General features: G+C 68.6%; 11 protein-coding genes and 1 riboswitch. Of the genes, 5 read left to right on the forward strand and 6 right to left on the reverse strand.

What is annotated here, in order from left to right; all coding sequences use genetic code 11:
• Positions 1-36: 36 nt before the first annotated feature.
• From BLS66_RS02615 to metX, 3 genes are read right to left on the reverse strand one after another with little or no spacing between them, the layout of a single operon-like run.
• Positions 37-1,104: a homoserine dehydrogenase family protein gene (locus BLS66_RS02615; RefSeq protein WP_057493482.1), complete on the reverse strand. Its 1,068-nt coding sequence runs from the start codon at positions 1,102-1,104 to the stop codon at positions 37-39.
• The gene (locus BLS66_RS02620; protein WP_057493483.1) at positions 1,101-2,336 is read right to left on the reverse strand and encodes an O-succinylhomoserine (thiol)-lyase; all 1,236 of its coding nucleotides are present in this window, start codon (positions 2,334-2,336) and stop codon (positions 1,101-1,103) included. Before BLS66_RS02620 ends, BLS66_RS02615 begins: the two co-directional genes overlap by 4 nt.
• Positions 2,333-3,364, reverse strand: coding sequence for a homoserine O-succinyltransferase MetX (gene metX / locus BLS66_RS02625; protein WP_049465649.1), 1,032 nt, complete (start codon positions 3,362-3,364; stop codon positions 2,333-2,335). The genes BLS66_RS02620 and metX overlap by 4 nt, the downstream gene beginning before the upstream one ends.
• Positions 3,365-3,441: 77 nt before the next feature.
• Positions 3,442-3,560: riboswitch (SAM riboswitch) on the reverse strand.
• 148 nt (positions 3,561-3,708) lie between these two features.
• Between metX and BLS66_RS02630 the strand changes: the two genes are divergently transcribed.
• The 4 genes from BLS66_RS02630 (at position 3,709) to BLS66_RS02645 (ending at position 9,118) form a co-directional block, all read left to right on the forward strand.
• Positions 3,709-4,593, forward strand: a complete 885-nt coding sequence (locus BLS66_RS02630) for a M23 family metallopeptidase (RefSeq protein ID WP_074725011.1) — start codon at positions 3,709-3,711, stop codon at positions 4,591-4,593.
• Positions 4,594-4,659: 66 nt separating this feature from the next.
• Entirely contained in the window at positions 4,660-6,264 is a 1,605-nt protein-coding gene (locus BLS66_RS02635; RefSeq protein WP_074725012.1) for a peptide chain release factor 3, read from the forward strand.
• 160 nt (positions 6,265-6,424) lie between these two features.
• Positions 6,425-7,063 (forward strand): PAQR family membrane homeostasis protein TrhA, encoded by a 639-nt coding sequence (trhA, locus tag BLS66_RS02640; protein WP_049465643.1) that lies wholly within the window; start codon positions 6,425-6,427, stop codon positions 7,061-7,063.
• 81 nt (positions 7,064-7,144) lie between these two features.
• Entirely contained in the window at positions 7,145-9,118 is a 1,974-nt protein-coding gene (locus BLS66_RS02645) for an AsmA family protein (protein ID WP_074725013.1), read from the forward strand.
• Between the two features lie 486 nt (positions 9,119-9,604).
• On the opposite strand, the gene BLS66_RS02650 is transcribed toward BLS66_RS02645, so the two are convergent.
• The 3 genes from BLS66_RS02650 to mtgA all read right to left on the reverse strand — a co-directional run bounded on the left by BLS66_RS02650 (position 9,605) and on the right by mtgA (position 11,828).
• Entirely contained in the window at positions 9,605-10,036 is a 432-nt protein-coding gene (locus tag BLS66_RS02650) for a CBS domain-containing protein (protein WP_049469311.1), read from the reverse strand.
• Positions 9,996-11,015 (reverse strand): glycosyltransferase family 2 protein, encoded by a 1,020-nt coding sequence (locus BLS66_RS02655; RefSeq protein ID WP_074725085.1) that lies wholly within the window; start codon positions 11,013-11,015, stop codon positions 9,996-9,998. The genes BLS66_RS02650 and BLS66_RS02655 overlap by 41 nt, the downstream gene beginning before the upstream one ends.
• Before the next feature lie 63 nt (positions 11,016-11,078).
• On the reverse strand, positions 11,079-11,828 hold the full coding sequence (mtgA, locus tag BLS66_RS02660) for a monofunctional biosynthetic peptidoglycan transglycosylase (RefSeq protein ID WP_049469305.1): 750 nt from the start codon (positions 11,826-11,828) through the stop codon (positions 11,079-11,081).
• A 77-nt stretch (positions 11,829-11,905) separates the two neighbouring features.
• On the opposite strand from mtgA, the gene hslO reads away from it, so the two are divergent.
• On the forward strand, positions 11,906-12,799 hold the full coding sequence (gene hslO, locus BLS66_RS02665; protein WP_049469301.1) for an Hsp33 family molecular chaperone HslO: 894 nt from the start codon (positions 11,906-11,908) through the stop codon (positions 12,797-12,799).
• Positions 12,800-12,854 lie beyond the last annotated feature (55 nt).

The following is a 12,854-nucleotide window of genomic DNA, read 5'->3' on the forward strand; positions in this document are numbered from 1 at the left end:
GCCGAGGATCGGCTCGGCTCTACAGGCACCCTGCGATCAACCCACGATCCGCAGCACGTCATCCAGCAGCGCGGCAGCGGTGACTTCCGCACCGGCACCCGGTCCCTGGATCAACAGCGGCTGGCGCTGATAGCGATCACTGTGGATCGCCACGCGGTTGTCGGTGCCTGCGCCCTGCGCCAAGGGGTGATCGGACGGCAGTTCGCGCAGGCCGACCTGTGCACCCTGGCCGTCAACACGGCCCACGAAACGCAGCACGCGGCCGTTGTCCCGTGCCTGTTGCCAACGCGCCTGCAGCGGTGCATCCAGCTGCTCCAGTGCAGCCACTGCATCCTCCAGCGGCAGCGCTGCCAGCGCGTCCGGGACCAGTGAATCCACCTGCACCTGCGCGGCATCCAGGGCCAGCCCGCTGCTGCGCGCCAGGATCAGCAGCTTGCGGCGCACGTCCTCGCCGGACAGGTCCAGGCGCGGATCGGGTTCGGTGTAGCCGGCCGCCAGCGCCTCGCGCACCGCCGCCGAGAACGGCGACTGCCCGTCGTAGCGGTGGAACAGCCACGCCAGCGAACCGGACAGCACGCCCTCGATGGCATGGATGTGGTCGCCACCGGCGACCAGCGCGCGCAGGCTGCTCAACAATGGCAGGCCGGCACCGACGGTAGCGCTGTCGCCATAACGCGCACCACTGTCGGCGCAGCTCTCGGCGATGGCCGTGGCGCGCGCCAGCTGCGCGCCGCGGCCGAGCTTGTTGGCGGTGACCACATGCACGCCCCGCGCCAGCCACTGCACGTGGCGCGCGGCCACCTCTTCGCTGGCGGTGGCATCAACCACCACATCACCCCGTTCCAGGCCTTCGGCGCTGGCCCAAGGCGGCGAACTGAGGCCATCGCGCGGTGCGCGGCGCGCCAGTTCCAGCGGCAACGCCAGATCGCGGTCGATCGCCAGTGCGGTGCGCGAGTTGGCCAGCCACTGCACGCTGGGCAGTTCCAGCCCGCGTGCCTGCAACGCCTGGTAACGCTGCACGAAGGCCGACCCGACCGTGCCGGTGCCGAGCAGCGCCAGCCGCCCTGTGCCCAGCGCGGGAATTTCAGCGGCGAGCGCGCTCATGCGTCCACCACCTGTTTGCGGCGTGCGGCCGCGTCGATCACCGCTTCGGCGCGCTGCAGCGCGGCGCCGAGATCGGCCAGCAGGTCACGCTCAGCCTCGATGCCGATCGACAGGCGCAGCAGTCCTTCACTGATGCCGGCCGCCGCACGCGCTTCGGCGCTCATCGCCGCATGGGTCATGGTCGCCGGATGGGCGATCAGGCTTTCGACGCCGCCCAGCGATTCGGCCAGGGTGAAGCAGCGCAGGCCATCGACGAACGCGCGCACCGCCGCATGCGGATCGTCACCGGCGCAGTGCGCCAGTTCGAACGACAGCATCGCGCCGAAACCGCTTTGCTGGCGCGCCGCGATGGCGTGGCCCGGATGATCGGCCAGGCCCGGGTAGTACACCCTGCCGACGGCCGGATGCTGGTCCAGCAGGGCAACGATCGATGCGGTGTTCTCCTGGTGCACGCGCAGGCGCGCGTCCAGCGTGCGCAGACCGCGCAGGGTCAGGAAGGCATCGAACGGCGAACCGGTCAGGCCCAGCGCATTGCCCCACCACACCAGCTGTTCGTGCAGCGCCGGATCGCGCGCGACCACGGCGCCGCCGACCACGTCACTGTGACCATTGATGTACTTGGTGGTCGAATGCAGCACCAGGTCCGCACCGAACGACAGCGGCTGCTGCAGGGCCGGCGACAGGAAGGTGTTGTCGACCACGACGAGGGCACCGGCCTTGTGCGCGGCGTCGATGACGAAGCGCAGGTCGGTGATGCGCAGCAGCGGGTTGGACGGGGTTTCCACCAGCACCAGCTTCGGCTGGGTCGCCAGTGCCTGGGCGAGCGCACGCGGGTCGGTCAGGTCGGCAGTGACCAGTTCGAAGTGTCCCTTCCGGGCCAGCGCATTGAACAGGCGCCAGCTGCCACCGTATGCATCGTGCGGCACCACCAGCGTATCGCCCGGCTGCAGCAGCGCGTTCAGCACCAGGTTGATTGCTCCCATGCCGGTGGCGGTGATGACGCCGCCGGCGCCGCCCTCCAGTTCCGCAAGCGCCTCACCCAGCAGGTCGCGGGTCGGGTTGCCACTGCGCGTGTAGTCGTACTGGCGCTTGTTGCCGAAGCCTTCGAAGCTGAAGTTCGACGACAGCACGATCGGCGGCGTGACCGCGCCATGCGCGGTGTCCCGATCGATGCCGGCACGGACGGCGGCAGTGGTGCGACTACAGGACGGCTCGTTTGCGTGCAGGCTCATGCGGACTCTCCAGAAGTGCGGAAGGCGGTGGCGAGGATCGCGTCGATGCGATCGGTTTCTTTGAGGAAGGCGTCATGGCCGTAAGGCGAGCGCAGCACGCGCAGGCTGCCGCGCGGGCCCAGCCCTTCGACCAGGCCGACCAGGTCGGCCAGCGGCACCAGGCGGTCACCCTCCACGGCCACCACCACGGTCGGCGGCAGGATCGCGGTGGGGTCGACACGATGCAGGTCGATCGATTCGGACAGGCGCAGGTAGGCGGTCACCGGCGTGCGCGCGACGTACTGCGCACCGGCCGCGTCGAGGTAGTCTTCGGCGGCCACGCGTACGCGGCCGTTGATCACTTCCGGCGCGGCATCGAAGCGCTCGCCGAATTCTTCCGGCGTGCGGTAGCTGAGCATGGCGAACTGCCGCGCCAGGGCCAGGCCGTGGTCTTCGCCGCACTGCAGCTGGCCAAGCGCGACCGCACGGCGCTGCAGCGCGCGCCAGGCGGCGGCATAGGGATGCGGGCGATGCGCGCCGCTGGCCAGCACCAGCTGGCGCACGCGGGCCCGGTGCCGGATCGCGAACTGCTGGCCGACCAGCGCACCATACGAATAGCCCACGAACGCCTTCAGCGCACGGATGCCGAGGTGGTCCAGCAGCAGCGCCAGCGCATCGGCCTGGTCGGCGGTATCGATCGGCACATCCAGCGCACCGTCGGCACCGATGAAGTCGAAGGCCAGCACGCGCAGTTGCTGCGGATCCAGCGCGCGCCCGCTGCCCACCAGGTCTTCGGCCCAGCCCTTCTCGCCGAACTGTGCATTGGACGCCACGTGGCGGTGCGCGGAGATGCCACCGGCCAGCACCACCACCGGTGCATCGGCCGGGCCGACCCACTCATAGCGCAGGCGCACCGGGCTGGGGCCGGCGTGGCGCATCGACAGCACCGCGGCGAACTCGCCGCGCTCGGCATGCACGCGGTCTTCGACCGGCACGCTGACGGGGACAAAGGACTCGGAGCGAATGGCGGTACTGGCGGCGAAGCTCATGGCGGGATCCGGTTGGGGAATCGGCCATCGAGCCTTCGCGGGGCCCGCGTTCGAGATGCACGTGGGGTGCATGGTTCGAACCATCTTTCGGTGGACGCCACGGTCCCCGCAGGATTTGGCACCTACGCAGACGCTTGCGCGCCTGCGGGCTGCCCCGGCTTCAAAGGGCCTGTCCCTCTGCCGGTCTCGATGGTGGAGCCACGATGCCAGCCCTTTCCGGCACTGTCAATCCCTTCATGCGGATAAAGCGATGAATATTTTCAGGTCCACACTGCGCAGTCCGTTCCGGTCGCCCCGTTCAGGATCGGGTACAGTCCCGGCGGTCCATTCCGCTGGAAACGCCGATGTCGCGCCTGCCCCTGTCCTGCCTGCTGTTGTCCCTGCTGGCGAGCGCGAGCGTGCACGCCGACAACTGGCGCCAGGGCTGGGGACTGGTTCCCCCGCCTGGCCAGGCGACGCCCGCAGGCGGGTCCGCGGGCGCCGCCCCCATGGCCCAGCTGCGCCTGCAGCCGGTCGGCGGGCAATGGCATGCACGCATCGACAACGCCCTGGCCGGGCCGCTGCAGATCGAACTGCGCGCGGCCCCCGGTCACCCGGTCGACGGCCTGCCGGTGCAGTCACTGATCCAGGGCGACAGCAGCCTGGTGGTCGGCCACCTGCCCGCCCCGATCGATGGGCGCACGCTGGACCTGCGCCTGCAGTCGGTGCCGGGCAACCCGGCCGCGCAGGCCGAGGATGTTGCCTATCGCCTGCCCTTCGATGCAGCCCGCCTGCGCGTGGACCAGGCGCCGCAGGGACGGTTCAGCCATGGCGACGAGGAGAACCACGATGCAATCGACTTCGCACTGCCGGAGGGCACCCTGGTGCTGGCCGCGCGCGAGGGCACGGTGATGCAGATCCAGGATGGCTTCCGTGGCAACGGCCAGGACCGCGAGCGCGATGGCGCCCGCGCCAACTTCATCCGCGTGCTGCACAGTGACGGCAGCATGGCCCTGTACGGCCATCTGCAGGCCGGCGGCATGCGCGTGCGTCGCGGCCAGGCCGTGGGGGCCGGGCAGCCGATCGGCCTGTCCGGCAACAGCGGCTACAGCAGCGCGCCGCACCTGCACTTCGTGGTGCAGGTCAACCGCGGCATGGGCCTGCGCTCGGTGCCGGTGCGCATCTTCGCCGAACAGGGCCAGCTGCAGTTCGCCCGCCACGGCGAAGCCGACGGCGGGACCGGGCGCTGACCGGCCCCGGCCGGTATAATCGGGCGCTTATCTCTTTGAAAAGCGCCCCGGGCGGGCGCCACTGCCATGTCCGAAGTCGCCAACGAAGCGTCGCGTCGCCGCACCTTCGCCATCATTTCCCACCCTGACGCCGGCAAGACCACGCTGACCGAAAAGCTGCTGCTGTTCGGAGGCGCGATCCAGATGGCCGGTTCGGTGAAGGGCCGCAAGGCCGCCCGCCATGCCACCTCCGACTGGATGGCACTGGAAAAGGAGCGCGGCATCTCCGTGACCTCCTCGGTGATGCAGTTCCCGTACGAGGACAAGATCGTCAACCTGCTCGACACCCCCGGCCACGCCGACTTCGGCGAGGACACCTACCGCGTGCTGACCGCGGTGGACTCGGCGCTGATGGTGATCGACGTGGCCAAGGGCGTGGAAGAGCGCACCATCAAGCTGATGGAAGTGTGCCGCCTGCGCGACACCCCGATCATGACCTTCATCAACAAGCTCGACCGCGAGGGCAAGGACCCGATCGAGCTGCTGGATGAGGTTGAAACCGTGCTCGGCATCCAGTGCGCGCCGGTGACCTGGCCGATCGGCATGGGCCAGCGCCTGAAGGGCGTGGTCCATCTGCTGACCGGTGAAGTACACCTGTACGAGCCCGGCCGCAACTTCACCCGCCAGGACTCGACCATCTTCCCGTCCATCGATGCCCCCGGCCTGGCCGAGAAGATCGGTGCACAGATGCTGGCCGACCTGCGCGACGAGCTGGAACTGGTGCAGGGCGCCAGCCACCCGTTCGACCTGGACGCCTACCGCGCCGGCAAGCAGACCCCGGTGTTCTTCGGCTCCGGCGTGAACAACTTCGGCGTGCAGCCGCTGCTGGACTTCTTCGTCGAGCACGCACCGTCGCCGCAGGCGCGTTCGACCACCGGCCGCGAGATCGCCCCGGAAGAGAACAAGCTGACCGGCTTCGTGTTCAAGATCCAGGCCAACATGGACCCGCAGCACCGTGACCGCGTGGCCTTCATGCGCGTCTGCTCCGGCCGTTTCAGCGCCGGCATGAAGACCTTCCACGTGCGCACCGGCAAGGAAATGAAGCTGGCCAACGCGCTGACCTTCATGGCCAGCGACCGCGAGATCGCGGCCGAGGCCTGGCCGGGCGATGTGATCGGCATCCACAACCACGGCACCATCTCCATCGGCGATACCTTCACCGAAGGCGAAGCGGTGACCTTCACCGGCATCCCCAACTTCGCGCCGGAACTGTTCCGCCGCGCCCGCCTGCGCGACCCGCTCAAGCTCAAGCAGCTGCAGAAGGGCCTGGCCCAGCTGTCCGAGGAAGGCGCGACCCAGTTCTTCCGCCCGCTCACCAGCAACGACCTGATCCTGGGTGCGGTCGGTGTGCTGCAGTTCGACGTGGCCGCGTACCGCCTGAAGGACGAGTACGGCGTGGAAGCCACCTTCGAGCCGGTCAGCGTGACCACCGCGCGCTGGGTCCACTGCAGCAACGAGAAGAAGCTGGAAGAGTTCCGCGAGAAGAACGCGCTGAACCTGGCCCTGGATGCCGCCGGGCACCTGGTCTACCTGGCGCCGACCCGGGTCAACCTGCAGCTGGCGCAGGAGCGCTCGCCGGATGTCCGCTTCTCGGCCACGCGCGAAGCCGCCCATACCGTTTCGGCGGGCTGAACAACGGGGTCAGGTCCCTTTCCGCAAGGAAAGGGCGCTCCCCCTACCGGCGCAGGCCGGTAATTCATCGACCATACGGTGACGGGCGTGCACATCCCGCCCATCGCGGCGATGATAGGGGGGCGCGGGTCCCCACCTCCCCGCGAACGATGCCTACGCCATGTCCACGACTTCCGTTGCTTCGATCCGCGAAGAAATCGCAAGTGCCTTGACCCACGGCCTGGGTGCCGTGTTCGCGCTGGGTGCCGGCGCGGTCCTGATCACCCTGGCCGCGATCTACGGCGATGGCTGGCAGCTGGCCGGTGCCATCGTGTTCGGCATTGCGCTGCTGCTGCTGTACACCGCCTCGACCCTGTACCACGCCATCCAGCACCCGGTCGCCAAGGGGCGACTCAAGGTGTTCGACCACTGCGCGATCTACGTGCTGATTGCAGGCACCTACACCCCGTTCACCCTGATCGGTCTCCGCGGCCCGTGGGGCTGGGGCCTGTTCGCCGCAATCTGGACCCTGGCCCTGGCCGGTGTGGTGTTCAAGCTGTTCTACACCGGCCGCTTCAAGCGCCTGTCCACGGCCATCTACGTCGCCATGGGCTGGCTGGTGATCGTGGCGGTCAAGCCGATGCTGGCTTCGATCGACGGCTGGACGCTGGGCTGGCTGCTGGCCGGCGGCCTGTCGTACACACTGGGCACCTATTTCTACCATCGCGAATCGATTCCCTATTCGCATGCGATCTGGCACCTGTTCGTGATCGGTGGCAGCGTCTGCCACTTCGTCGCAGTGACCATGCAGGTGCTGTAGACCGGCGTCCGCGCCGCTTGTGCACGCCACGCACATGGACGCTTCGCGCCCCGTCCACGATGAGGGGGCAACCATGGCAGCGTGAATGCTGCCGCCTCCCCTGCTGCACGGCGCTCGCCCCGCTGGCGCCTCCGCCGCCCCGGTCCCCGGGGCCGCCGCTGGCTGACCGTGCTGGTCTTCCTGCTCGCGGCGGTGCTGGTGTTGATCGCGCTATGGGACTGGAACTGGTTCAAGGGCCCGGTTGAACGCGCGGTGCAGGCCCGCACCGGCCGTGCGCTGCAGATCGGAAATCTCGACGTCGACCTCGGCCGCACCAGCACCCTTCGCGCCGATGCGATCACCTTCGCCAATGCCCGCTGGGCAAAGCAGCCGAACATGGCCACGGCCGACCGCGTCGAGATCGACGTGCGGCTCTGGCCACTGCTGCGCGGCCGCGTGGAACTGCCCGAAGTACGCCTGACCCGGCCGGACCTGCTGCTGCAGACTGCCCCGCGCAAGGGTGAGCCCGGCAACTGGGATTTCCTCGGTGACAGCGCTGGCGGGACACGTCCCCAGCTCAAGCGACTGCGCATCGACGACGGTCGTCTGCAGTTCCTCGACGCGCTCGGCCGCACGGATATCCGCATGGAGATACGCAGCGGCCAGCCGAAGCAGACCGACGGCGCGCCGCCGCTGCTGGTGCAGGGCAAGGGACGCTGGCAGGGCAACCCGTTCACCCTGCGCGGTGGCACCGAATCCCCGCTGGAGCTGACCGACAGCGACCACCCGTTCCGCATCCACCTTGACGGCCGCGCCGGCGCTACCCACGCCGTCGCCACCGGCACGCTCACCAACCCATTCCAGCTGCGCGTGTTCGACCTACAGTTCGCGCTGAGCGGGCAGGATCTTGCCGACCTCTACCCGCTGCTCGGCATCGCCATCCCGCCCTCCCCGCCGTATGCGTTGAACGGCCGCCTCAAGCGTGACCACGACACCTGGCGCTACGAGCGGTTCTCCGGCAAGGTCGGCGACAGCGACCTGGGTGGCAATCTGCAGTTCGACGTGGGCGGCGCTCGCCCGCGATTGACCGCCACGCTGGAATCCAGGCGCCTGGACTTCGATGACCTGGCCGGCTTCGTTGGCGCCCCGCCAAAGACCGGCGGTGGCGAAACCGCCAATGCGGAGCAGAAGGCCGAGGCGGCGCGGGTAGCTGCCCGTGCGCGCGTGCTGCCCGATACGCCCTACAACCTCGGCAAGCTGCGGGCGATGGATGCCGACGTGCGCTGGAAAGCCCATCGCATCAACGCTCCGTCGCTGCCGCTGGATGACATGGATGCGCACCTGCTGCTGGATGACGGCCTGCTGCGGCTGGACCCGCTGAACTTCGGCGTCGCCGGCGGCGATATCCGCAGCACGGTCCGCATGGACGCGCGGCAACCGCAGATCAGCACCGCACTGAAGGCCAGCGTGCGCGGCGTGCAGCTGGGCCAGTTGTTCCCCGACGCCAAGCTGGCCGAGCAGGCCAAGGGCGGCATCGGCGGCGAAGTGGACCTGAGCGGCCGTGGCAATTCGATCGCGGCAATGCTCGGCAGCAGCAGCGGCAAGGTCGGCCTGGCGATGGGCCGCGGCCATGTCGGCAACCTCGTGATGGAGCTGGCCGGCCTGGACATCACCGAGTCGCTGAAGTTCCTGGTGACCGGCGACAAGCAGATTCCCCTGCGGTGTGCCTTCGCCGACTTCGGCGTGCGCGACGGCCTGATGACCAGCCAGGCACTGGCGGTGGACACCACCGACACGATCCTCATCGGCGAAGGCACGGTGAGCCTGCGCGACGAGACCCTGGACCTGCTGTTGAAACCGCGCCCGAAGGACAAGAGCATCCTGGTGCTGCGCTCGCCGCTGCACATCGCCGGTACGTTCAAGGACCCGTCGTTCCGCCCGGACTTCAAGGCGCTGGGCATCCGCGGCGCGGTGGCCCTGGCGCTGGGCAGCATTGCCCCGCCAGCGGCGTTGCTGGCAACGATCGAACTGGGGCCGGGCAAGGACGCCGACTGTGGTGGGCAGTATGCGAAGTAGGATTACAGCGTTGTTCGCGGCGCCTCCTTTCCCGCGCGTAGAGCCGGAGCAAGGCGACAGGCAGGACACGCCGCAAATACGTCCCTGTAGGCTCGGTCGGCGCATCCATGCGCCTCACGGTCCTGCCTCCGTCACCCGTCCCCCTCCTGACGGTTTCCTGCGCGCGCGGAACGAGAGCGGAAATTCAAAGTCAAAAGAAGAAAGCAAAGTCAAAAGCGGTTGCCGACCAAGGTTGGCCGCTACCAAAGGCGAGGCACCGCGCATGTACGCACCGCGCTCGCGGTGATGTATCCAGAGGCGGAGGGCATGGCCGTGCAGGACCGTTGGCGCCATGGATGGCGCCATCGAGCCCCCATGGATGGGTTTACGGCGTGTCCTGCACGGCCATGCCCTCCGCCTCCCGACGTATCAGATTGGCGCTGCTTGAGGCTTTGGCCTTTGGCTGCAAAATGCGGGCCGGCGGGCCGCAGGCCCGCCAGCGAAAACTCACCCCGCCACGATGTACTGCTGCAGCTGGTCCAGCTCCCGCCGCTGCGCATCGATCACCGACTTCACCAGGTCGCCGATGGAGATCACCCCCAGCACCTGCGCGCCCTCCACCACCGGCAGGTGGCGGATGCGGTAGTCGGTCACCAGCTGCAGGCAGTGCTCCACCTGCTCGCCCGGCGACACCGTCACCACCTGTGCCGTCATGATCTCCGCCACCGCGGTATCCCGCGACGAACGATCACGCAGCACGATCTTGCGCGCGTAATCACGCTCGGACAGGATCCCGACCAGTTTCGGCCCGTCCATCACCAGCACCGCACCGATGCCTTTTTCCGCCATCAATCGGATCGCATCGATCACCGCCGCTTCCGGCGCGACCGCATGTACTTCAGGAGACTTGCCGTCCAACAGTTGCCGTACCGTGGTCATCTGCCTGCCCTCCGAGGGTGGGTTGCAGGGCCGAGTCTGCCACGGCGGATGCTAGCCAGGCGTCAACCAGGTACAGCGGCCGCTGCTTGGACTCTTCGTACAGCCGCCCCAGGTACTCGCCGATCAGGCCCAGCGCGATCAGCTGCACCCCACCCAGGAACAGGATCACCGCCATCATCGTCGGCCAGCCCGCCACCCGGTCGCCATACAGCGCCGCTTTGACGATCACCCACAGGCCGAACAGGAAGGCGACCGCTGCCGTTGCCAGCCCCAGGTAGGTGGCCGCCCGCAGCGGCACGGTGGAGAATCCAGTGATGCCCTCCAGCGCGAAATTCCACAGCCGCCACAGGCTGAATTTGCTGGTGCCGGCCACGCGCGCGTGGCGGTGATAGGGCACGGCGATCCGCTTGAATCCGACCCAGCTGAAAAGCCCTTTCATGAAGCGGTGGCGCTCACGCATTCCACGCAGGGCGCTCAGCGCGCGCGGCGACAGCAGGCGGAAGTCCCCGGTGTCGGCCGGAATCGGTGTACGCGACAGGCGGCCCATCACCCGATAGAACATGGCTGCCGTGGCGCGCTTGATCCAGGCCTCGCCATCGCGGGCCATGCGCGTGCCGTAGACGTTGTCATGGCCCTCGCGCCAGCGGGCGACGAACTGCGGCACCAGCTCCGGCGGGTCCTGGCCGTCGGCATCCAGGATCATCGCCGCGCCTTCGTGCACCAGGTCCAGGCCCGCCGTCAGCGCCGCTTCCTTGCCGAAGTTGCGCGACAGCTTCAGCGCCGATACGCGCGCATCGGCCTGCGCAAGCCCGGCAATCACCTCCCAGGTGCCGTCGTGGCTGCCGTCGTCCACATAGAGGATGTGACCCTCGATGTCGGGCATGCCGTCGAGCACCGCGCACAGCCGCGGATGCAGCAGCGACAGTGCCAGGGCCTCGTTGTAGGCGGCGATGACGAAGGTGAGCCGTTCGCGGGTCATGCCCGGATTGTACGTTGCCGGCACGCACGCGGCCGGTCGCATGACGATCACGCCGTATGCACCTCAGTCCTCCGACAGGTAGGACGCGCCCCCCAGCTGGCGCGCCTGGCGCTGGATCCAGGCGGCACGCCGCTGCACGTAAGGCCCGGGCGCGGCCGCGTTGTAGCGCCGCGGTGCCGGCAGTACCGCAGCCAGACGCGCACTCTCGGCCGGGCTCAGCCGGGCCGCGTCCTTGCCCCAGAATTTCTGCGCCGCCGCCTGTGCCCCGTACACGCCATCACCGAACTCGGCGATGTTGGCGTACATCTCCAGGATCCGCTCCTTCGGCCACAGCGCCTCGATCAGCACCGTGTACCAGACTTCCAGGCCCTTGCGTATCCAGCTGCGGCCCTGCCACAGGAACAGGTTCTTGGCCACCTGCTGGCTGATCGTGCTGGCGCCGCGCAGGCGCCCGCCCCTGGCGTTGTGGTCGCGGGCCTTTTCGATGGCCTGCAGGTCGAAGCCGTTGTGGTCGGGGAAGCGCTGGTCCTCGGCGGCCACCAGCGAGATCGGCAGGCTCGGCGCCATCTGGTCGAGGTCGCGCCACTGGTAATGCAGCCGATAGGACCAGTCCGCCTCGCCCAGCGCTTCGCCGTAGCGCCACAGCATCACCGTGGACACCGGCGGGTCGATGAAGCGCAGCACCAGCACCTGCAGGCAGCTGAAAGCAGCCAGGAGCACCGGCAGCCACAGCAGCCGCTTCCAGCGCCAGCGCCGCCGGCGCGGCGCGGTGGCCGCCGCCTCTACCTTGTGCTGCTCTCCCGCTGCCCCCATTACTGGTGCATCCTTCTTCTGTCTGGTTGTCGGCGCATTATCCGGCAACCGCCCCCGTTTACGCGCGATGTGAGCCGATGACCGCCAACCCCGATTCCCTGATCCGCTTCCTGCTCCCCGCCGCCGGCGTCCGCGGCGTGCATGTGCACCTGCAGGCCACCTGGCAGGAAATCCTGTCCCACGCGGCGTACCCGGACGCCGCTGCCGAACTGCTCGGCGAGGCGTGCGTCGCTTCGGCACTGTTCACCGGCCACACCAAGATCGACGGCCGCCTGTCGGTGCAGCTGCGCAGCAGCACCGCGCTGCGCACCCTGTTCGCCGAATGCACCGCCGCTGGCACGCTGCGCGGTATCGCCCAGCTCAGCGAGGGCGCCGACGCGCCGCGTGACCTGTCCAGCCTCGGCGATGACGCCATCCTCGCCATCACCATCGAGAACCCCGGCCTGGACCCGCGTGAGCCGCAGCGTTACCAGAGCCTGGTTGCGCTGGCCGCGCCGGAACTGGACGAGGCCTTCGAAGACTATTTCCGCCAGTCCGAACAGCTGCCGACCCGCCTGCTGCTGGCCGCCGACCGCAACGGCGCCGCCGGCCTGCTGCTGCAGAAGCTGCCGGGCGACGAAGGCGACGAGGACGGCTGGGCGCGTGCCAGCGCCCTGTTCGAAACCCTGGGCAAGGCCGAACTGCTGGCCACCCCGGCCGAAGCGCTGCTGCACCGCCTGTTCCACGAAGAGCGGCCGGAACTGCTGGGCAGCAAGCCCCTGTCCTTCGCCTGCTCCTGCTCGCGCGAGCGGGTGGCCGGCATGCTGCAGTCACTGGGCGAGGAAGAAGCCCGTGCGGCCGCCGAGGACACCGGCGCGGTCGAGGTGCGTTGCGAATTCTGCGGGCGTGAGTATCACTTTCCATTGACGGAGTTCGGCATACTGTTCCACGGCGCCCAGGGGGCTGTACCGGCGCCTGAACGGCTTCAATGAACGGCAGTCTTGTACCTGGGGAGGATCAAGGCTTGTTAAGAATTCATAAACACCC

Origin of the sequence: Stenotrophomonas pavanii, from assembly GCF_900101175.1 — a bacterium.
Taxonomy (GTDB): Bacteria; Pseudomonadota; Gammaproteobacteria; order Xanthomonadales; family Xanthomonadaceae; genus Stenotrophomonas; species Stenotrophomonas pavanii.